This window comes from Paenibacillus sp. FSL H7-0331, assembly GCF_001956045.1.
Genome location: NZ_MRTH01000003.1, coordinates 223513 through 244933, shown reverse-complemented (window position 1 = coordinate 244933; position 21421 = coordinate 223513). Strand labels below are relative to the sequence as shown.

Genomic DNA, 21421 nt, shown 5'->3' with positions numbered 1-21421 from the left:
TACCTCCTTGATTTCATTCAGAATGATCAGCAAAGCCAATACATTCACAAAAAAAGCCGCAGCAGTCCCTCTGTTTTTTGTTGGTACAAAAAATAAAGGTTCTGATGCGGCTGTTAGTCTTGAGCAGGATCGCTGCCAAGTGCCAACGGCACATGTATGCAATTATGACGATTTCAACTATTTATTTTAATGAAAACTTGCTTTCAATATCCTGATCGAACACAAATATCGACATCCCAAAATCCTTTTCCAGATCGATATCTACGAACAGCTCGACAAATTTGGCCCCTAGCAGTTGTTCCATTTCTATCGGCGGGTGATTGCGATAAATATCTTTCACCATTTCGGTACGCGCTGTGCGCAATACCTGCTTACCATCCGTTCCTGTGGCGATGAACTTTTCCACCGGGGACAAGTTGCCTTCCATCTCACAAATTGCCCACTGCTTGCAAAAGGTGGTCCGGATTTCACGCGGTCCTTTACCCATATGTCGTTTTCGAAACGCTTTCACTAAATTGCTGAATTCTGCTTCCTTCTTATTCATACCGAGGATCCCTCATTTTCGGGTCTATGAAGCAAATTTTATCATGGTACTGTACAGAGTTCAATCCCTAAGCAAATTAAGCTATAATACGAATAATAAGTATTACAGTGAATAGAGGTGAGCACACTGTCCAGTATTAAAGATATAGCCAAGCTTGCACAGGTTTCCCAAGGCACGGCTTCACTCGTTTTGAATGGAAAGGGAACCGCACTTCGGATCTCGGCAGCAACCCAACAACGGATTTTGGAAGCAGCCCGGGCGCTTAACTACAGTCCTAATATTTCGGCTCGTCGTCTGCGCAGTGGTGGAGAAACGGTCGCTCCGATCATTGCCTTATTTTGGACCATGGATACACGCGCTTCACTGATCGGTCGATATTTAAAAGGTATTCAGGAGAGTCTGCACGCGCAGGAAACCGAGTATGAGCTGTTAGTTCAACCTTATGTCGGAGGCCGGATTCAAGACGTCAAAAGCCTTGTCACCGGTACCCGCTTCAATGGAGCGATTATTGCGAATGCTACGGATGAGGATGAGGCCTTTCTGCAAACGACACCGCTTCTGGTTCCTGTTGTGCTGTATCAGCGGTATTCCGATAAATTTTGTACGATTAATGTAGATAATGAGCATACAGGGCAGGAGGTTGCCCGTTTGTTTACAAGCAGAGGTCACACTCATGCAGGTGTCATCGTTCCGAGAGTATCATCCAGAGCCATCCAGTACCGTAAGCAGGGGTTTGTTGATAAGGCAGCGGCTCTTGGACTTTCGATTAATCCTGTCCACATTACGGAAGGGGAGTTCTCGGAGGAAGGCGGCTATCAGGCGGCACAAGCACTGCTCCAGGCTTCTGAAGATCGACCTACAGCTTTATTCGTACTTAGTGATCAAATGGCTGTTGGTGTACTTGCAGCCCTGCGAGAAGCAGGAATAGGCGTTCCTGAGGATATGGAGCTTGTTGGACACGATGACAATGAAATCGCCCGCTTCACCGTTCCTCCATTAACCACGATTCATTTTCCGGTCGAGGAGATGGCCAAGGCTTGCTTTCAGATGATCGTCGATGTCCTGCATCATCAGGTTGTTCCACCCGCCGCACGTATGTTCGAGCCTCATCTGGTCATCAGGCAATCCTGTGGAGAATTTAACAGCCGTTAGGCAACTGCTCAAGCAACTTGCCAAATGTTCCTGATGGTTGGTTACAAGACAAAAACAGCAGTTCCGTCATCGACGGTTCTGCTGTTTGTTTTTTTCGATTATGGGATTTCCTTGGATTAAGAATGATTGCTGCCCTACTCAGCCTACTTCGCTATAGAATTCGCAACAGCAGCCTGCCCGTTCACGAATAAGCCTAACCACTGATCCAGCTGCTGCATCTGGTCCATAACAAGTCGTTCTTTCGTTATAAAATCTTCCTGATTCCTCGCACGGCATTGAAGCGTAAAGCCCAGCCCCTGCTGCTGCAAGTAGTATTTGGCATTCAATGGATACAACTGATGCTCAATCATCGAGGAAACTCCCAGATAGCTCTGAACCAGAGCCGCTTTGTCCGTGTCCTTGTTCCAATTGTTAAACAACCATGCATACAGATCCGGATGAAAATTCGCCATAATCCCGCTAAAACCTGCTGCGCCGATCTTTAGAGTTTCCAGCAAAGTTGCTGAATTCGCATTGAAAATTTTGAGCTGACTTCCTTTAACTGCATCTAATTTAGCTTGAATTTGCTCCACGTCGCAGCAGGTATCCTTCAGGAACAAAAATCTCCCAGTTGATGCGCACCAGGCAAGCAATTCGGTCGACATCAATCTTTTGTAAGGAAACGGACATTCGTAAATGCCAAACGCTACATCAGGCACAGCCGCCAATATAATCTCCGCATTACGCTTCCATACGTCATCCGACTCATCCTGTGCTGCCAGTCGGTTGCTCACCATTACAAAAGCATCGATTCCCACCGCGGAAATCGCTTTAATTTCCTCGATCTGATCCTGAATGGAATCGGATATATGACCGGAAGCGATCACCGGCACTCTGCCAGCTGCCTGCTTCTTGACGAATCCGGCTAGCTGCACTCTCTCCTCCAGAGAGAGCTTGAACATTTCACTTGACTGACACACGGCGAATAAGCCGTCAACCCCTTTGGCAATATACCATTCAATAAGCTTTTCCAACGCTTTGAAATCGATTTCATTTGACTCCGTAAAAGGGGTAACCATAGTCGGCCAGACACCGTCAACGATAAGATTTGCAGGCTGCTCCATATAAGTATCCTTCTTTCTAATAGTTTGCTAAAACGTTATTCCTATTATTGATTATATTTTCAAATCAGTAAACTGTCAATTCAAAAGTATCGTGTTCTCTACTTCTCAAACCCCTGCAGCGCCGTTACCAAGGGGCCATGTCGAATCAACCGAGTTATCATCAATGCCATTTCCCGTGGGGGAAGTTCCATTCCCGATGCAAACCAATGGTGAATAATTCCGAAATAGGCAGAGCTAAAATAAGCAATAAGATATTCAGGCGGCATCGTTTGTGTGTGGGAATCAATCAGTTCCTGCGGGATCTTGGCATACATCCGGTCATGCAGCAAGGAAGTCAGCTTACGGCCGAAACTCGGCACTTGGGGATCAAACACGAGTTTGAACATGCGTGGGTTGGAGTTCAAATAATCAAAGAAGGACATGATCATGGGGAAAGGTTCATTATCAGTGTCAAGACTCATGAGATCTCTTGGATCTTCTTGATGGGAAAGGCTATTCATTCCCTCGATCAGGCTATCCTCCAACTTTTCCATCAAATCGTAAATATCCTGATAGTGCAAATAAAAGGTTCCTCTATTGATCCCCGCCTTTTGCGATAAGCTCCTGACTGTCACACCCTCGGACCCTTGCTCTTCCATAATGGTCAGAAAGGCATCTTCGATCAGCTTTTTGGTTCGTATAACTCTCAGATCATTGGCTTTTTCCATGTGTAAACACAATCCTTCCAAGTCATGTACGCTGTTAATAAACAGAACCGGAGTTCCTGTCTATTATGGAACATTCAGCGTAATTGTGATTATTGTAAGTCAAAATTACTTACATTATAATAAACATCAATCAAGTAAATCAACAACGTGTTGATTATTATTAATATACCAAAAAGGAGTGATCCACTTGTCAAATATAAAAACAGCCATCGTCACAGGTGCCTCAAGCGGAATCGGACGTGCTATAGCAATTCATCTGGCTCAAGCGGGAATGCATGTCTACATGACAGGAAGGAACGAGGAAAAGCTGGAGCTTATACGTGATCAAATCGAAAAAACGGGGGGCCGCGCAAGTATCAGCGCTTTTGATATTCGCGATATCGAGAAGCTTCAGCATTTTGTTCAGCAAGCTGCACAGCAAACAGGAAGATTGGACGTTATGGTCAACAATGCCGGTTTGCACCTGCATGGGGAAATCGCTGAAGCTGATCCCGATATTTGGCGTGAGATGATCGATGTCAATATTATGGCCCTGTTGGCGGGGTCACAAGCAGCTATTCGTGCAATGCGTCAGCATCCTGATGCCGCTGTCGGACACATCATCAATATCTCCTCAGGCAATGCTAAAGAACCAGGCAAAGATTTTTATAGCGCTACCAAACATATGGTAAATGCCCTTTGTGAAGCATTAACACACGAGTTGGCGGACGAACCCATCCGGGTAAGCAATATTATGCCAGGCGCTGTTGCGACAAATTTTGGACGAAGCGTTGACCCGGCGCGGATTCAAGAGCTTGCTTGCAAGCTTGGCATCGATGTGGAAATCAAGAAAGACGAGCATCTACCTGATGCACTGCTCGAACGTATTCATGCTGCCATGGGTCAAATATTTTTGAGTGCAGACGATATCGCCAAAGCAGTTCTCTATGTCCTCAATCAACCTCAAAATGTGGTTGTGCGCGAAGTCTATCTGACTGCACCTGACGTTTATTTAGGAAAAGAGTTTTCCATGTAGTTTAAGCACGTGGAGTTCTTTCAATAACCTTCATCGGTAAGCCGCCTTGTACTCGCAAAGTAATTAAGGGCTCGGGTTTAACCGAATGGGAGTCCAACAGCTGTAATTTGTATCTTTGACCTACTACAGCCACAATAATTGCCGCTTCCATGAGTGCAAAGTTATTTCCTATGCAAACCCTTGGACCTCCTCCAAAAGGAAAATAAGCGTATGCAGGGATGGTTTTCAGAAAATCATGATCAAAGCGTTCAGGGCTGAATTGATCTGGATTGGCAAAATATTTAGGGTTCCTGTGCATCGCATACTGGCTCATAAAAATCGTATCGCCTTGAGCAATATCCATCCCGCCTATCACCACGGGATCTGTGGCTTCCCGCCCAATCATCCACGCGGCCGGATACAGTCGCATCGATTCTTGAATGATTTGGTTCGTGTACTTGAGTTTGGGAATATCGGATAAACTGGGTGAGTTGCCTCCTAATACTTCATCCAGTTCAGCCCAAAGCTTTTTTTCGACGGCATCGTTCTGAGCTAGCAAAAACCAGGTCCAGGACAACGTGTTCGCCGTTGTTTCATGCCCTGCTATGTAGATCGTAATGAGCTGGTCGCGAATTTCCTGGTCGGTCATCCGGGTACCGTCTTCATCCTTGGCTGCGAGAAGCAGAGATAACAGATCCTGATGCTCTTCATCCGGTTGTTTGCGCCTTGCTTCTATCATTGAATAAATAATTCGATTCAGATAGCCTTGTGATTCCTGCAGTCTATCGTCTGCTTTTTTGGTAAAAAACTTAGGCACATTGATCACACTTTTGGCTTGTTGAATATTTCTTCGGCTTCCCGCCTCGATGATTTCCCCTATTTGATCTACATCTTCAGTCAGATTATGACCAAACATCGTTTTATTTATGATTTCCAGAGCTAATTCCGTCATATCCCGATGTATATTTCTATCTTCCTGGTTGACCCAGGTATCCAGCATTTGTTTCGTATGCTCGACCATCACACCTGCAAAAGTAGATATATGCTTGGCATGAAACTGAGGTTGCATCAACCGCCGCTGGCGTTTATGTGTGTCACCTTCACTTGTTAATAATCCTTGCCCCAAAAATTTACCGGCAATCTGCAATCCTTTTCCTTTACGAAAGCTCGAAGCCTTGTTAACCAGAACCTCTTTGATCAAATCCGGATGATTCAAAACAAACATTTTACGATTAGCTCTGTGACCAATCTCAACAATATCACCCAGTTCGCGAATTTCGGTTAAAAAATGTAAAGGACTGTTTCTGAATTTCAGCAGATTCTTGATGTTAAATCCCGAAACTGTATGGTTGCTGAACATGTAATCACGCCTTTCGCTGGTCCTGATTCTTTATGTATAACCTTTCCTTTTATAGTTATACTATCCCACTGAATCTGGATAAAAAAACGGCATTTCTGCCGTTTCATTGTTCCACACCTATTAAACCATAATTTTGCAAATATCGTTTGTGAACTCCACCGGATCCTGAATCGGTAGTCCTTCGATAAGCAAGGCTTGATTGTATAACAATGCCGTATACAGGTTCAGCTTCTCCTTATCCTTCTCATAGGAGTCCTTCAAGGATTCAAACACGGCATGGTTCACATTTATTTCCAACACTTTATCTGCTTTTACATTTGGATTGTTCGGCATCGCTTGTAATATTTTTTCCATCTCAATCGTGAGCTCGCCTTCTGTAGACAAGCAAACCGGATGCGTTCTGAGTCTTTTGGATGCTCTGACATGGGTTACTTTACCGTTCAACAAGCTTGTCATATGCTCGAACAATGCTTGATTGTCGTTCTTCTCGGCATCTGTATCCTTCTCATTATCATCTACTTCAATGCCCAGATCGCCGCTGGATACGGATTTGAATTCCTTGTCTTTATATTTCATAATCATTTTAATGGCAAATTCATCGATATCGTCAGTGAAATACAAGATTTCATAGCCTTTATCGGACACAAGCTCTGTCTGTGGAAGCTTTTCAATTCTTTCATTCGATTCACCGGATGCATAATAAATGTATTTTTGCTCCTCCGGCATTCTTGCTACGTATTCATCCAGAGTTACCAGCTTTTTCTCTTTCGACGAGTAGAACATAACTAAATCCTGCAATACATCCTTGTGGCTGCCATAATCGCTGTAAATTCCGTATTTGAGCTGTCTGCCGAACGATTTGTAGAATTGTTCATACTTCTCTCTTTCGTCCTTCAGCAAGCTTTGCAGTTGGCTCTTGATTTTGCTCGAAATGTTCTTGGCAATCAGCTTTAACTGGCGGTCATGCTGCAGCATTTCTCTGGAAATGTTAAGCGACAAGCTTTCGGAATCAACCATCCCTTTGACAAAGCTAAAATAATCTGGAAGCAAATCGGCGCATTTGTTCATGATCAGCACGCCGTTGGAATACAGCTCAAGTCCTTTTTCGTATTCCTTGGAGTAGAAGTCAAAAGGCGTGCTCTCGGGAATAAACAAAATAGCCTGGTACACCACCGCTCCATCCGCACTGATATGAATATGCTTGAGTGGCTTATCGAAGCCGTAATGCTTTTCCGCATAAAACTTGTCGTAATCCTCAGGTGTCAGCTCGCTTTTGTTTTTTCTCCAGATCGGAACCATGCTGTTCACATGCTGCTCTTCCTGGTAGTCCTCGAACTCGCTTTCGCTTCCTTCTTTCAGTCTTTTGCCACTCACGTCCATCTTGATCGGGTAGCGAATGAAATCGGAGTACTTTTTGATAATTGCTTTTAAGCGGTATTCTTCTAAGTATTCGTCGAAGCTCTCATCCTCTGTATTGTCTTTGATTTTCAGGATGACCTCCGTACCGACGGAATCCTTATCGCACGCTTCAATTGTATAGCCCTCAGCACCAGTCGACTCCCACTTATAGGCGCTATCCTCATATAAAGACTTACTGATGACGGTAACTACATCCGCCACCATAAAAGCGGAATAAAATCCAACGCCAAACTGGCCGATAATATCATGACCATCTTTGGATTGGTTTTCCTTTTTGAAAGCAAGGGAACCGCTCTTGGCAATGATCCCAAGATTATTTTCAAGATCTTCTTTGGTCATGCCAATTCCGGTATCGCGGATCGTTAGTGTTCTGTTCGCTTTGTCGGCCGTAACCTTGATATAGTAGCTGTCTTTGTCGAAGACCAGTTTATCGTCTGTTAATGCTTTGTAATAAATCTTGTCGATGGCATCACTCGCGTTGGAAATCAACTCTCTGAGAAATATCTCTTTTTGTGTGTAAATGGAATTGATCATCATTTCCAATAATCGCTTGGATTCTGCCTGAAACTGCTTTTTTTCCATTTGAATCTCTCCTTTGAGTATCGAACAAAAATAGATTAGCACTCTCAGCCTTTGAGTGCTATTCTCTATTTTTATATCATTACTCGCTTTTAATGTCAATATAGCATAGATCTTATGTATAATCGTAATTTATCAGTTATTAACTCAACCTTCGCAGCATGACATTGGTAAACAAGCCTTGATGTAGCTAGGCAAAGCAGCACTCCATTGCCCAAGTTGACGTTGAATTGCTGAATGAAGTTGAACATTTATATAAAAAGACTCTGCTCATATATAGCACGAAGTCCTCCTATCATATTCCTCACTTGTTTATAAAGAAAGGCTCATTTCAAACTTTGTCTCCTATTTTGTTGGCACTTTTGTGTCATTTGAAGAATCTTATATAAGTATTGAGTTTTCACAGTGGGGGACTTAATGTCGATCTATAGGTGTCATACACTATATAACCCCTTTTTTCATGTTAAAAATAATTAGTTGCTGATTTACCCTCATTCCAAAAGGCTGCCGAGTCAATTGGCAGCCTTGCATGAGATTTGATTGTTGAACATTTGTTTGGTGGTCATCAAGACACATATATTACTGGTATCCGTAAACGAAACCCATAGAGTGTCATTGGCCGGCCATCTGCTTACGGTATTCTTTGGGGGAGACTCCCGCTATTTTGTTGAACATATGCGTGAAATAATTGGAGTCGTTGAAGCCGGTAGCCTCGGAAATTTCGAATATCTTCATATCTGTGCTTTTCAGCAGAAGCTTCGCTTTCCGTACGCGCAGGTTCTGGATATAGCCGGTTACACTTTCCCCGGTTTCCTTTTTAAACAAATTGCTGAAGTAGCTGGGGTTGAGATGGACATGGGCCGCCACCTCGGCCAAGCTGCATACCCCCATGTATGATTCTTCAATAAACCGGATGGCCTGCTTGACCGGATTATCATTCTTGCTGGCAAGCCAGTTATTGTGGGACTGCAGGAATTCATGGATGTATCCCTGCAGCCATGCCGCAATATCCTCCGGCGTCGCACACTTGTAGACAGAATCCCACTCTATGGGGCGCACGGCCATTTGCCATTCGGGAAACTGGACCTGCACCAGCCGGAGAATGGCAGCAGCCAGCAGCAGTGCTTCGATCTTGGCGGTTTGCGGGGGCAAATGGCTGATCCGGACGGCTTGCTCCTGCAGCTCCCGGCTCAGCCGGCTGTTATCCTCCGACATAAGCCAGGTTACAATTTCCTTCTCCTTCTCGTAAAGAGCCGTCTGGTTGAGCAGTGATTCATTGGCAGAACCGTGGTCCCTGTCCCCTTCCCGGCAATACCGTCTGTAGCCCTGGCCCAATTCCTCCGTGCTGGTGCATAGTCCTTGTCCGCTGCATTCAAGAGCCAGCCTCAGATAATGATGGACCGAATCGGTGAGTATCTGCATCCATGAGGGGGATGTATCCGGCCGGGAAGCACTCCGGTCCACCAACAAAGCCCACTCCGATGCGTTCAAGGGAAACAGTCGAAAGCCGCCGGGAAACCATTTATTCAAGTGCTCCCCGGCAATATTGGCGAAAGCAAACTGCAAAAGCGGCACATCCTGGACGGAATAATGCTTCTCCGGGGGGAAATAGATAGGAATACGGAGAAAATGCAGCTCGCATTGCGTCATCCGCTTCAGCAGAGCCTCCACCTCTTCGCCGCTGCAGGGCATACCCATAATAGCCGAGCGCAGCTCGCTGTCTTCATGCTGGCGCTTCCAGCCCTCCAACAAGAGCTGGGACTGGCTTTCTTCAATCAGCTGCACATAAATCCGGTCGAGTACGCTTAATATATCCGTTTCCACACAAGGCTTCGTGATAAAGTCCAGCACCCCGAACTTGACGGCGGACTGGGCATACGAAAAATCCTTGAATCCGGTTACAATCACAATCTTCGTCAGCCAGCCGCGGCTTCTGATTTCTTCTGCCAGCCGCAGACCATCTATATGGGGCATCCGGATATCGGTCAGCAAGAGATCCGGGACACATTTCTCCATCATTAACAAGGCGTCCCGGCCATTGGCCGCTTCCCCTGTCACCACCCACTCGGCGGACCGCTTCCCCGCCAGCTTCAGCAGCCCCTTGCGGAAGTTGGGCTGATCCTCTGCAATAAACAGCTTGCCCTTCATCCGTTCCCCTCCTCATGACTCCCCAATGTCCCGGATTTAATAGGAAGCGTCATGTGAACAAGCGTTCCTTTCCCTTTACTGCTGGTAATTTCCACTCCATATGCGGGTCCGTATACCAGTTGAATGCGCCGCAGCACACTTTTGTAGCCGATTCCCGTCTTATTGCCGTCCGGCAGTACAGCCTCCGCCTCTGTCAAGGTTCTCAGGGTTTCTTTATCCATGCCGCATCCGTTGTCAGCCACCTCGATATGCAGCGCCTCTTTTAACAGGAACGCTTTAATCCGCAGCACCCGGTCTTTCTCCATATCACGGAAAGCGTGCACAAAAACATTTTCCACCACCGGCAGCAAGAGGGATCGCATCATCCGCAGATTCAGCAGGGACTCCTCAGCTTGAATAATGGATTCAATCTCGCCGGTGAACAGCTCTGTCTGGATCTTGATGTAATTGCGGATCTGATGCAGCTCTTCGCCAAGAGTCGTATCTGTCTGGATAGATTTAAGGGAATACTTCAACATCTCCGAGATGGCGTTGATCAGAAGCGCCGCCTCCTCCTGGTCGTTGCTGTACAGCTTCCAATATAGCTCATTGAACAGGTTGTGCAAATAATGGGGGTTCAGCTGTGCCTGGATGGCCTTCAGCTCCGATTCCCTCTGGCTGATCTGGGCCAAATATACCTTATTGATCAGCTCGCTCACTTGCTCCGCCATGCTGTTGAAGCTGTCTCCGATGTAGCCTAGCTCATCACCGGAATCCACTCTGATACGGACCGTGAAATCACCGGAACGCAGCGTACGCAGTCCCTGCATCAGATGGGCCAGAGGAGTCAGGAGCGTCCGGGTGGAAATCGTAATAAGCAGTGCACTGAGCAGGATCACGCCGATTCCGGCAAATGCCAATACCTGGATGATGTCTTTATTTTTCCTCTGTATCTCCTGCAAAGAAGCCCCTCCGTATAGGGTGAAGCCTACAGGAATCAGCTCGTGGCGGACAAACAGATAGGTGATGCCATTCATTTTGACATAACGGGGATAATTTGCCTCTGTCAGTTGCAAGAGTTGTTCCATCTCGCTCTGGTCGGTATTGGAGTAGAGCATACCGCCCATAGGCTCCAGCAGTAGCACCTTGCCGCTGCCGTTCTCCGTAAGATCCCGCAGCACCTTGGAAACCAGGCTTTCCTCCATCACCATCACCATGGTGCCGTACGGGATCAGCTTCTCATTGAGCATCCGTCTGGCAGCAACCAGAACCGTTCTGTGGCCGTCCTGATCAATGGTGCTGGCCGCCTCAGCCCGGCCCCAGACCATATTCCCCCGATGGGGCTTAAGCTTTTCCATCAACCTGTTCAAGTCATCTGTTCCCGGCTCTCCCGACGCACCGGTTTTGGAAAGAACCGTCATTTCCCCGTTCTCATTGTACAGGAAAACGGAACGGATGGACGGCGCATCCACCAGCAGCATATTCAACTGCTCTTCCACATACTTGCGGTTCTTGAATTGGGTGTAGGAATCGCTTACGGGAACGATGTTCTGCCTGAGAAACAGTTCGATGGACGGATTCAGGATAATGGATTGGGATACCCGGTTGATTTCCTGGAAGGACATCTCCAGTCTGGCCAAAGCCTGTTCGTTGGCGATGGAGAACTGCTTGCTGATTTCATCCTCCATTAGCTGGATATTTGACCGGTAAACCATCCAGCCTGCCAAGGCAAAGGCAAGTGTTACCATACACGAGAGCAGCACGATCAGTTTGATCTTGAAGCTGCCCTTTATTTTTCCGGCTATATACCCCGGCCAGTTTGTCGGATGCAGTCGGCTCCCCCCCTTGAATTTCATATTGTATTATAAAACGCTTCCTCCCAAGCAAACAAGGTTTTCATTTTACCTGTCTACGTAGGAAAGAAGCGTGTCTCGTTCCGGTCCGGTCTACTCGTATTATTTATAAGCTTCATAATAGCGGTGATCGCTGTAATACTTCTGCAGCTTGTACAGACATAAAGACCGACACCCTGGGGCCAGTCCCACTCTTCAATTCCGAAATCCTATTAGACAATCCTTGTTCTTGTATCGGCCCGGACCCTAAAATGTTCCGAAAACAAACTTGGCCCGGCGTTTGCCGAACCAAGTCCACATTCATCCTATTCCAGGTCCTTCAGAGCTTACTTATGTTGGGAGCGGACCAACTCCAGGATATCCTTACCCAGGAAGGCTCTGTCCTTATTTTCTTTATACCAGGTATTCATGAATTCCTCAATCTGTTTGCCGCCTCCTCTTTCCCAGGCAGCTTTGGCATCTGCAACGGCCTGCTCAGGGGTATAATTGGCCCCGCCGATAATGCCCTTGGCATAGATGTCCTTCATTTCCTTGTCGACATTGGTATTGATCACTACCAACTCGCTCGACAGGGTAGGCATATGTTCATAATGACTCAGCGCGGGATATTGGGCCTCGGGATTAAGCAGGAACTCATCAGCTTTCTTCAGCATGTCCAGACCGGCCTTCTGGTCAGGATCACTCACATCGAATGCAGTGGTTGAAATCAGAAGCGGATTCTCGGGGATCGAGTAGAACATGGAGTAGTCCATGGCCCAATCCAGTTCCTTGGCATTCTTCGCAGGATCTATGACCTTGGGAAAACCGTCCGCACCTTTTTTCCAATGCTCTCCCTCAATTCCTTTTTTCAGAATCAGACTGGTCTCCGGCTTGAGGATGAAGTTAATATATTCCATAGCGGCCTTGGGATTCTTGGCCGCGGCATTGATCACCGTGGTCATTTGAACCGGATTGACCACATGATGAACGAATTGCCCCATGGGAGACTTGGGCTGCGCCATCGGCGCAATCTCCGCCTCTGGAACAACCTTGCGGAGCGTTTTGAGGTCCGTTACCGTACTCTCAAACCAGTTGCCGACAACAGGAGGAAGATAAACACCTATTTTTCCGTTCAGATAATCCTGCTTGGCTTTGGCTCCATTCTTGTCCGCCAGGTAATCCTTATCGATAAGTCCTTCCTCAAATAACCTTTTCTTGAATCTAAGAGACTCCAGAGTATTATCCCAATTCCTAATAATTTTGTCATCATTGGAGATTTTCCAGCCGTACGAACCGAACATGGAATCCACCATACCGTCCGAGGTGTAGCTCATATTGGTTCCATAAGTATCCTTTTTCCCGTTGCCGTCAGGGTCCTGCTCAACGAATGCTTTCAGTACGACAAGCAATTCGTCAGTGGTTTTCGGAACCTCCAGCTTCAGCTTTTTCAGCCAATCCATCCGAATAAAGGCTACACTCTGCAGATGGGGCTCATTAATTTTGCCGATTTCGTATAGCTTGCCGTCCGGCTTGGTGCCTATTTTGCGAAGCTGGGGGTACTTATCCAGCAGCTTCTGGTATTCAGGCGCATATTTCAAGTAATCGTCCAGAGGCATCAATTGCTTCTGTTGGTACAAAGAATTCCGGAACCCCGTATCATAATCATTGACAATATCCGGTGCACTGCCTGATGCGAACAACACATTCAGCTTCTTAACTGCCTCTGCCCGGGACACCGGCACATACATGGCCGTAACAGGAGAATGCTCATTGATCCACTTGGTCCAACGGTTGTCCTCAACCGTTCCCTCCACTGCGGGAATATTGCCCCTGTCATAGTTGGAAACGGTAATTGTGGCTTTTCCTTCGGCTTGTCCCTTTGCCCCCTCTTCATTTTGACTGCAACCAACTGCCCCTGCTGCCAGTACCGCCGACAGTCCCAGTACGAACGTGTTCTTCATTCTTAATGTGGATGTTTGTCCAGACATGTGGAATCCCCCTCAATCTATAATTGATTTCATTTTTGTCGCTATCCCTTGATAGAACCAAGCATAATACCTTTAACAAAATACTTCTGCAGGAATGGGTATATTACCAGCATGGGCACAACCATAACCATAACCCCAACCGCTTTCAGCTTTTCTGATACCATTTCCTGCTGCTGCATCATATCCATGGCCGACACATTGAAATTCCCCTGAATTTGCAGCATCCCTTGAACGATAACAGTAAGATTCTGTAAATTCGTCTTATTGATGTAAAGAATAACGCTCATGAACATGTTCCAGTAGCCCACCCCGTAGAATAACGTCAGCGTAGCCAACATCGGAAGAGACAATGGCAGTATGATACGCATGAGCAGTTGGACCTCACCGCAGCCGTCAATCTGGGCGGAATCCACCACTTCTCCCGGGATGCTCTCAAAATAGCTTTTCATTATCAGCATATTATAGGTGCTGATCAGCCCGCCAAACCAGAGGGACCAGTAAGTATTGGTCAAATGCAGGCTATTCATGACCAGATATGTAGGAATCATGCCTCCGCTGAAGAGCATGGTGAACAATGCGGCCGTTGTGATCGACTTGCGGGCGTAGAGGTAACGGCGGGATAAGGGATAGGCCGTCAGCACCGTGGCCAGCATGCTCAGGGCCGTTCCGAATAAGGTAATGATCACGCTGTTGGTGAAGGCGCGCAAGGCCGGCGTATTCTCAAAAAAGTATCTGTAAACGGTGAAATCAAGCCCCACCGGCCAGAACCAGACCTGACCCAGGTCAACCGCATGCCCCGAGCTTAGGGACAACGCAATCAAATGCAGGAAAGGCAGGATGCAGGTGAGTGAGATGATGATCAATACCACGTGAATAAAGTATACAAAAATTTTTCCGCTTGTCGATTCCCTCAAGAGGATTTCCCTCCTTTCTTCAGAATAATCCCTGATCGAATTTACGGGCCAATGCATTGGCCGACAGCACAAGCACCAGGCCGACAAAGGATTCAAACAAGCCCATGGCTGTGGTCAGGCCAAACTGAGCCTGCTGCAGCCCCACTTTGTACACGTAGGTGCTGATGACCTCCGCTTTCTGCAGGACAGTGGGATTCTGCAAATTGTAAACCTGGTCAAACCCTACTTCCATCAAACGGCCCATTCCAAGAATCAGCAGCAGAATAATCGTAGGTCGGATACCCGGCAGGGAGATATGCCAAATCTGCCTCAGTTTACCTGCGCCGTCCATCCCCGCGGATTCGTACAGGCTGGGGTCAATGCCAGAGAGAGCGGCAAGATAGATAATAGCGCCGAAGCCCATCTCCTTCCACATGCCGGAGCCGATAAAGATGGCAATCCATGAGTTTGCGCGGTACAGGAAAGGCACCGGCTCTATCCCCCATTGGCCCAGCAGCTTGTTGATGGTGCCGCCGTCGATGGAGAACAAGGTCAGGATAATGCCTGCAACGATAACCCAGGACAAAAAATGAGGCAGATAAATAATGGTTTGAATCCAGCGCTTCAGCCAGCTCTTCCGGACCTCATTCAAGGCAATGGCGATAATAATCGGCGCAGGGAACCCGAAGATCAGGTTCAGAACGCTCAGGGCAAGAGTATTCCAGATAATTTGCAGTGTGACGTGGGACTGGAATAAAATTTCGAAATATTTCCACCCCACCCACGGACTTGACCATATGCCATCGTGAAAATTGTAGTTCTTAAAAGCAATCACAAGACCGCCCATAGGCAAGTAGCGGAATATCAGATAATAAAGCACTCCCGGTATAAGCATGGCAAATAGCGGAATATTCTGCTGAAACCGCTTTGTCTGGTAAAACGCCTCTTTGGCTGCCGGAGCTCTATCTGTTCCTACGGCGTCAGGCGTTGTTTTCATGGCTCCCCCTTCTTTCCTGCTAAAAGTTTTTGTTGGACGTGATGCTTATAATGTACCGCGGTTCGTCCATTCCGGGCCTTAAGAATCTTTAGGTCTTTCTGTGCGATTTTTGTTTCTCCTTCAAATCAGCAGGAGCCGCCCGGAAATGGGTAACATCCTCATTCGGAATCCGGCTTTGCGGAACGGCAAAAAACCTGCGCCCTGACAAATCCGCCCACTTGGGGAGTCCTAAAGCCGTCTGCCCACGCGGGACGTAAAAAATCAAGGAGCCGGGTGGATGTTCCCGCTTGGCTCCTCGGTTTTTTTACCTATGATCTATTCAACCGTTTTAGTTGCTGCGCCACGCTATAAAGCGCGCGAGCATGGCGGATACTTCCGCCCGGGAGACAACACTGGCAGGCTCCAGAAGGTTCCCCGGTTTGCCGTTAAGAATACCTGCCGATACAGCCCAATCGATGGCATCATGTGCCCAGGCGGACACTTCGACGCTGTCCGCAAAGCTCTTGCCATTGCTGCTTGCAGCAGGCTGTCCGGCGTAACGGTGCAGGACAGTAATCAGTTGTTCCCGGGTAATGGAAGCTTCAGGGTTACTGCCATCGCTAATCCCGGAAGCGGTAGCCCAGTTCTTCGCCTTGCTGTACCAATATTCCCCGCCTTCGGTCTCAACGCCATGCAAACGGGCCAGCACGGTAAATAGCATGGCGCGGCTCAAGGATACATTGGGAGCAAAGATTCCCTGCTCCGTTCCGAGCAGCCATTCGCGGCTTGATGTGAAGGCAATCGCCTCCGCAGCCCAATGGCTGTTGGGCACATCCTGGAAAACAATCTTATTGTCGATCAGCTTCACCGTCATATTGCCCTTGGCGGTAAAGCTCAATCCGGCTTCGGTGATTACCGTTCCGATCACTTCCTTGGTTCCTTTTTCCCGAATCGCAAAGGCCACCGTGGAAGCAGAAGCATTCTTGAACGGAATTGTGACCCGCGCTTGCGCTACGCCTTCGGGCAGATGGACAGCGGCAGTTACTTCCCCCAGAGAAGTCGTGGCGGTCTCAACCTTGACTCCCTGCGTATCTGTGGTGACAGAGCGGCTGCTTCCATCGGGCTTGCTCACGGTCTCACGCTTGCTTCCATTCTGCTTGGTGACAACCTCGGTAATTGTACCATTGTGTTCTTTCGTTATAACTTCACGGTCGCCATTCGGCCAGACAGTAGTCTCCGTCACCGTACCGGTTGTCTGATCGGTGATGCTGGTGGTAGTGCTGCCATCCCCGTTTTTGACCCCAGAAGACGACGTAGTTGGGGCGACGGGATTGCTGCCGCCAATTTGGGAATCTCCTCCGCTTTCACCGCTGTCGTTATCGTATACACCCACAGTTACAACACAAGAAGCTGTGGAGCCGGCGTCTTCAGTGGTTACCGTAATAACGGCTTTACCGGGGGCATGAACCGTCACAAGCCCATGTCCATCCACGGTAGCTACAGCCGGATTGGAACTGCTCCAGGCCACCGTCTTGTTGGCTGCGTCATCGGGTTCCACATTTGCGGTAAGCTGGACAGTCGAATCCCCATGGTTGGTATACAGTTGGGCGGTGATCTGATTCAGGCTCACACCCGTCACATGGACTGGTGGTGTCCCAGGATTTTCAGAGTCAGTGTACACGCTTACGGTCACTGTACATGTATCGGTGTAACCGCCGTCTTCAGTGGCTACCGTAATAACGGCTGTACCTGTGGTATGAACCTTCACAAGACCATGTTCATCCACAGTAGCTACAGCCGGATTTGAAGTGGTCCAGGTCAAGGTTTTGTCAGCTGCGTTAACGGGCTTCACATTTGCGGTGAGCTGGACATTCGAATTCCCATGGTTGGTATACAGCTGGGCGGTGGTCTGATTCAGGCTTACCCCGGTGACATGCACCGGCTGAGTATAGATTGCAATGGTCAACCCCACATGGGGACTGGCTTTATGGGTATCCGTCTCGCAGTAACGAACCCAATAAGTCCCGGGAGAAAGATTTGCGATGGTATCCCCTTCGACACTCAACCAGGTGCTCCCATTGTCGGAGGACCATTCCATGGAGGGGTTGACCCCGGTGATGCGTCCATCATTGGCCCCAACCGCTGTTTCATTGGTGTGCTTGAGCCCCTCGGGAGCAGCTTTTGGTCCTCCGGTAACCATCACTTTGAAATCGTCAAAGTCGATGGAGGCGTTGGCATAGCCATCAATGCCGAACCGCTGGCCGGTCAGCTTGTCGCCGCCTGCGTGGCGGAAGTTGTAGTTAGTGGCCACCTCAACACCGTCTATATAGACGGTATAAGTCTTGGCGTCCCAGTTTGCCACCACTTTGATTTTGTACCATGTATTGTACTGAAAGTCTTTGACTTTGACCTTAGTGGACGGTCCATTCTGGACTACAATTTTACCCATATCAAAAGCCGTGACCATGGAATAATTGCCTGTGCCGCTGTCATTTCGCATCATGGCGCCATTGGCGTACTGGAAGCTGGTGTTTAGTCTGGCGCGGTATTCGATGACGATGCGCTGATCCGCATCAGCCTTTACCTCGCCTGCATACGGCAGGAGCAGGTTTGCCTTGCCCGAAGTAGCGGTTGTGGTCAGCCGGAGGAATTTATTCCCGGCCTCTTCCTGCACAGTGGCGGTAGCGCCATTGGTCAGATCTTCGGTGGTAATGCCGTAAGGGTACTTGCCAACCGTATCGCCGGAGAAATCACGGTAAGCGTTATAGATTACCCCGTCCCGAATGCTGTTCAGCGAACCTAACAAAGCTGCTTCCGTTTGAGCAAGCTTATCCAGTTCCTCGTCAAACTGTTCTTTGCTCAGATCGGCGTTTACGGCCAGCTCTTGTGCCTTGTTCACTTCGGCCACGAAGGCATCATACTTGGATTGGCTGTAGTTGCCCAGCCCATCGCCCAAAGGATAGGAGAAGTTGGTCAGCTTGTTGCGGAGTTGATTCACAATCTCATCAAGGCCCCATCCCGGAATAACGTTTACGGCAACGGTGGAAAGAAAATCACGGACATCCAGCTTCAGGGTGACTGGCACCTGAACAGTGCCAAGGGAGTTGAAGTCAAGTCCCTCCGGCTCCCAGCTGACAACCTCTGCCTTCTTCGACTGGCTGTTGTAGACAACATCAACAACGCTGGGCAGCTTAGGGGCCACTCCGGAAGGAATCTTCACTACGGAAGCAACCTGAACCGCATCAGAAGCTGCGATAACGGTCAAGTTGAGCGCTGCTTTCTTGCCGTTGTATTCGGCTGTAATAAGAGCTGTGCCCGGTTTAACCGCATATACCGATTGGGTCACAGAATCCGAATCAATCCTGGCCACCCCAGGATCGCTGCTGGTATACTGGGCGGCCGCTGTCACATTCTGAACCTCATAGTTGTTATAGCGTGCCGTCACCTGCAAGGGCCCGCTTGTCTGCCCGCTGGTCAGGATGCGATCCAATCCGCCGATGGCAACGGACTGCACAGCTTTAGGCTCCGCAGCAACGGTAACCGTAGCTGTGGCCGTTTTCCCGTTATATGTGGCGGTGATTGTCGTACTGCCCGTACTTACAGCCTTAACCCTAACCCCTCCGTCAATAACGACGACCTTCGTATCGGAAGAACTGAAGATTGCTCCTGTGTCAACAGCGGTATAGGTAGTGCCTGTTACGGTATACAGGGGCAAGCTGCGGGTTTCACCCAACCCCAACGTGTACCCCGGGGCATCGAATAACATTTCCGATGCATCCAGCTTAAATATATCCATGCTGTCGATTTCGGCAAGGTTGTTCCCCTTCGAGAAGCGGAGAATATTGTTGCCTTCCCTAAGATAGACTTTCGCCGTGGAGAGTCCCCAACGATTCAGGCCGGAATAGACGATGTTCAAATTGGCGCCGGAGCTCCCGTTGACCGACAAGATATGGGAGGCATCGGCCGCATTGGGTGAGCCGTTGGCATTGCGCACGGACAGCATATAAAATCCCGCCTCCGGCACGTTTACGGTAAACTGGGCATAATCTTTGGCGTTCTTGATGTTGGCGATCTTCATCCCGCCGGAAGCTGTACTTTCCAGCCGGACAGCAGGAGAAGTTTCACCGCCCGGATCCTTCACCAGCAGCGCGTTTTCTGCTTCATAGCGCTTCCGCACCGGCTCGCCCGAAGGCTTGGCAATCGGTGTGTTCGGATCGGTGGGCTTTCCCAGGTTCGGCGTATTGTCTGCGTTCCAGGTGAATTTCTGCGTGTGGACTTTGCGGGTCCATCCCGATCCCTGCCAGCGGGCGGCATGGTAGATGATCCAGTCCTCTGTGCCGTCAGGAGACGTGACGATGCTGTGGTGGCCCGGGCCGTAAACGCCATTGGCGCTGGAGAAGATCGGCATGTCTTTTTTCACCCAGGAGCCGGGATTCATCAAATCGTCGCCGGTCTTGGCCGTGATCAGCCCGAGGCAATAACTGTCTGTCCAGCTTCCGTTTGCGGAATAGACCAGATTGATCGTATCGCCCTTTATCGTGACTTGGGGGCCTTCATTGATTCTGGCCGGGGACGATTCCCAATCATGTTCAGACGTCGAGAGCAATACCCGTTCCGAGCTGATGGTCCGTGGGTCACTCATCTGCGCAATATATAAATTCTGGAAGCTTCCGTCCGTTTCTTCCCAACCGGACCAGATGAAATAGTGTTTCTCATTTACAGTCAGCACAGTGCCATCGATCGCCCAACGGTCGGTAGAATCGGTAATCTTCCCTTTGAACTCCCAGGTGCCGGTCAACGGATTTTCACTGGCGTTCTCCAGCACGTACATGCGGTGGTTTGCGTTGGTTCCGTTGTCAGCAGCAAAGTAAATATACCATTTGGATTTGCCGTCGGTATCCTTGAGATAGTGCATTTCCGGCGCCCAAACATTGGAGCTATACATGGTACCCTTTACCGGTGTCCAGGCCAGGCTCCTCTCGCCTGCCTCAATGCCGGTGATGGTCTTCGCTCTGCGGATCATGATGCCGCTGGAGTTGGCAAATACATTGTAATAGTAGCCGTCCGTGTGCTTGTAAACCCAGGGATCGGCTCCTGTCTGCATGATTACATTGTAGAAATCCGACACATTCTTCCCCTCCTGCGCAGTCGTCGAATCCGGCTTAGCTGACGTCGGCTCTGCCGCCGCAGCCACTCCGCTCCATTGCGGCAGCATCAGCAGCACTGCGAGACAAAGCAGCAGATGTCTGAATTTTTTTTTGACCATGTGCAATCCTCCTTGGAATCCTATCATCCTGTTGTCTATGGCGTTCATGCTCACCTAGAGAAGCCAATAGATTACCCGCGGTACGAACTGTAGAAGCACCACCCTTCAGCCCTGATGAGTTACATAAATTGCTTTCATTTTCTCGTTCCCTTGTTGTATTGATTTTTTTGGGGATAACCGCTGACGATTCCCAGATCAATCGTTTGTTTGACATCGCACTCCGCCCAGTGTGCCACCAGGTCACTCAAGTTGACCGTCGGTTTCGGAGCGGTCAGGCTTGCCGCTCGATCGACGCCGAATACCGCAACCTTGGCAACGTTGTTCACCTTCACGGTAATAGAAGTGGCCCCTCCTCCTGAAGAACCACCCGATTTTTCAACCGTCCATTGCGCTTACAGGGTGGATAGGGTCATATTCGCCCCGCCCATTGTGAATACCTGGCCTTAAGTGTAGCTGGCTCCGCTGCCATCCGCCCATACAT

Annotated in this window: 17 protein-coding genes; 3 read left to right on the top strand and 14 right to left on the bottom strand. The window is 48.7% G+C overall.

Features of this window, described 5'->3' with window-relative positions; translation table 11 throughout:
• Positions 1–22 precede the first annotated feature (22 nt).
• Positions 23–190, top strand: coding sequence for a hypothetical protein (locus tag BK127_RS44475; RefSeq protein WP_218639000.1), 168 nt, complete (start codon positions 23–25; stop codon positions 188–190).
• On the opposite strand, the gene BK127_RS05910 is transcribed toward BK127_RS44475, so the two are convergent.
• Entirely contained in the window at positions 182–544 is a 363-nt protein-coding gene (locus BK127_RS05910; protein WP_076229072.1) for a Na-translocating system protein MpsC family protein, read from the bottom strand. The two genes, BK127_RS44475 and BK127_RS05910, sit on opposite strands and share 9 nt — an antisense overlap.
• A 117-nt stretch (positions 545–661) precedes the next feature.
• Between BK127_RS05910 and BK127_RS05905 the strand changes: the two genes are divergently transcribed.
• Entirely contained in the window at positions 662–1696 is a 1035-nt protein-coding gene (locus BK127_RS05905; RefSeq protein WP_256711183.1) for a LacI family DNA-binding transcriptional regulator, read from the top strand.
• Between the two features lie 143 nt (positions 1697–1839).
• Here BK127_RS05905 and BK127_RS05900 read toward each other — a convergent pair whose 3' ends face one another.
• Both BK127_RS05900 and BK127_RS05895 read right to left on the bottom strand, forming a co-directional pair.
• A complete protein-coding gene (locus BK127_RS05900) occupies positions 1840–2799 on the bottom strand; it encodes a dihydrodipicolinate synthase family protein (RefSeq protein ID WP_076229071.1) in 960 nt (319 codons plus the stop codon).
• Between the two features lie 98 nt (positions 2800–2897).
• Complete coding sequence (locus tag BK127_RS05895) at positions 2898–3506, bottom strand: TetR/AcrR family transcriptional regulator (protein WP_076229070.1); 609 nt, start codon at positions 3504–3506, stop codon at positions 2898–2900.
• Between the two features lie 187 nt (positions 3507–3693).
• Between BK127_RS05895 and BK127_RS05890 the strand changes: the two genes are divergently transcribed.
• Positions 3694–4521, top strand: coding sequence for an SDR family oxidoreductase (locus tag BK127_RS05890; protein WP_179097395.1), 828 nt, complete (start codon positions 3694–3696; stop codon positions 4519–4521).
• A 1-nt stretch (position 4522) separates the two neighbouring features.
• On the opposite strand, the gene BK127_RS05885 is transcribed toward BK127_RS05890, so the two are convergent.
• The 11 genes from BK127_RS05885 to BK127_RS43580 all read right to left on the bottom strand — a co-directional run bounded on the left by BK127_RS05885 (position 4523) and on the right by BK127_RS43580 (position 21266).
• Positions 4523–5860, bottom strand: a complete 1338-nt coding sequence (locus BK127_RS05885) for a cytochrome P450 (protein ID WP_076229068.1) — start codon at positions 5858–5860, stop codon at positions 4523–4525.
• 120 nt (positions 5861–5980) lie between these two features.
• Positions 5981–7861 (bottom strand): molecular chaperone HtpG, encoded by a 1881-nt coding sequence (htpG, locus tag BK127_RS05880; RefSeq protein WP_076229067.1) that lies wholly within the window; start codon positions 7859–7861, stop codon positions 5981–5983.
• A gap of 609 nt (positions 7862–8470) precedes the next feature.
• Positions 8471–10006: a response regulator transcription factor gene (locus BK127_RS05875; RefSeq protein WP_076229066.1), complete on the bottom strand. Its 1536-nt coding sequence runs from the start codon at positions 10004–10006 to the stop codon at positions 8471–8473.
• On the bottom strand, positions 10003–11841 hold the full coding sequence (locus BK127_RS05870) for a cache domain-containing sensor histidine kinase (RefSeq protein ID WP_256711182.1): 1839 nt from the start codon (positions 11839–11841) through the stop codon (positions 10003–10005). Before BK127_RS05870 ends, BK127_RS05875 begins: the two co-directional genes overlap by 4 nt.
• 323 nt (positions 11842–12164) lie before the next feature.
• Positions 12165–13805 (bottom strand): extracellular solute-binding protein, encoded by a 1641-nt coding sequence (locus BK127_RS05865; RefSeq protein ID WP_083689096.1) that lies wholly within the window; start codon positions 13803–13805, stop codon positions 12165–12167.
• A gap of 41 nt (positions 13806–13846) precedes the next feature.
• Complete coding sequence (locus tag BK127_RS05860; RefSeq protein WP_076229065.1) at positions 13847–14719, bottom strand: carbohydrate ABC transporter permease; 873 nt, start codon at positions 14717–14719, stop codon at positions 13847–13849.
• A gap of 19 nt (positions 14720–14738) precedes the next feature.
• Positions 14739–15695 carry an ABC transporter permease gene (locus BK127_RS05855; protein ID WP_076229064.1) on the bottom strand — a complete coding sequence of 319 codons (957 nt, stop codon included), beginning with the start codon at positions 15693–15695 and terminating at the stop codon, positions 14739–14741.
• Positions 15696–15783: 88 nt separating this feature from the next.
• Positions 15784–15960, bottom strand: a complete 177-nt coding sequence (locus tag BK127_RS43585; protein ID WP_179097393.1) for a hypothetical protein — start codon at positions 15958–15960, stop codon at positions 15784–15786.
• Positions 15961–16023: 63 nt separating this feature from the next.
• Positions 16024–20940, bottom strand: a complete 4917-nt coding sequence (locus BK127_RS05840) for a family 43 glycosylhydrolase (protein WP_083689095.1) — start codon at positions 20938–20940, stop codon at positions 16024–16026.
• Complete coding sequence (locus BK127_RS42930; RefSeq protein ID WP_144026381.1) at positions 20837–21154, bottom strand: hypothetical protein; 318 nt, start codon at positions 21152–21154, stop codon at positions 20837–20839. The genes BK127_RS05840 and BK127_RS42930 overlap by 104 nt, the downstream gene beginning before the upstream one ends.
• Positions 21075–21266 (bottom strand): hypothetical protein, encoded by a 192-nt coding sequence (locus BK127_RS43580; RefSeq protein ID WP_179097392.1) that lies wholly within the window; start codon positions 21264–21266, stop codon positions 21075–21077. The genes BK127_RS42930 and BK127_RS43580 overlap by 80 nt, the downstream gene beginning before the upstream one ends.
• Between the last annotated feature and the right edge of the window lie 155 nt (positions 21267–21421).

Coding starts and splice junctions, on each gene's coding strand:
- BK127_RS05885 (WP_076229068.1), bottom strand. CDS start 5,860: ATGTTCAGCAACCATACAGTTTCGGGATTTAACATCAAGAATCTGCTG.
- BK127_RS05900 (WP_076229071.1), bottom strand. CDS start 2,799: ATGGAGCAGCCTGCAAATCTTATCGTTGACGGTGTCTGGCCGACTATG.
- BK127_RS42930 (WP_144026381.1), bottom strand. CDS start 21,154: ATGTCAAACAAACGATTGATCTGGGAATCGTCAGCGGTTATCCCCAAA.
- BK127_RS05855 (WP_076229064.1), bottom strand. CDS start 15,695: ATGAAAACAACGCCTGACGCCGTAGGAACAGATAGAGCTCCGGCAGCC.
- BK127_RS05910 (WP_076229072.1), bottom strand. CDS start 544: ATGAATAAGAAGGAAGCAGAATTCAGCAATTTAGTGAAAGCGTTTCGA.
- BK127_RS05865 (WP_083689096.1), bottom strand. CDS start 13,805: ATGTCTGGACAAACATCCACATTAAGAATGAAGAACACGTTCGTACTG.
- BK127_RS05875 (WP_076229066.1), bottom strand. CDS start 10,006: ATGAAGGGCAAGCTGTTTATTGCAGAGGATCAGCCCAACTTCCGCAAG.
- BK127_RS05870 (WP_256711182.1), bottom strand. CDS start 11,841: ATGAAATTCAAGGGGGGGAGCCGACTGCATCCGACAAACTGGCCGGGG.
- BK127_RS05840 (WP_083689095.1), bottom strand. CDS start 20,940: ATGGTCAAAAAAAAATTCAGACATCTGCTGCTTTGTCTCGCAGTGCTG.
- htpG (WP_076229067.1), bottom strand. CDS start 7,861: ATGGAAAAAAAGCAGTTTCAGGCAGAATCCAAGCGATTATTGGAAATG.
- BK127_RS05895 (WP_076229070.1), bottom strand. CDS start 3,506: ATGGAAAAAGCCAATGATCTGAGAGTTATACGAACCAAAAAGCTGATC.
- BK127_RS44475 (WP_218639000.1), top strand. CDS start 23: ATGATCAGCAAAGCCAATACATTCACAAAAAAAGCCGCAGCAGTCCCT.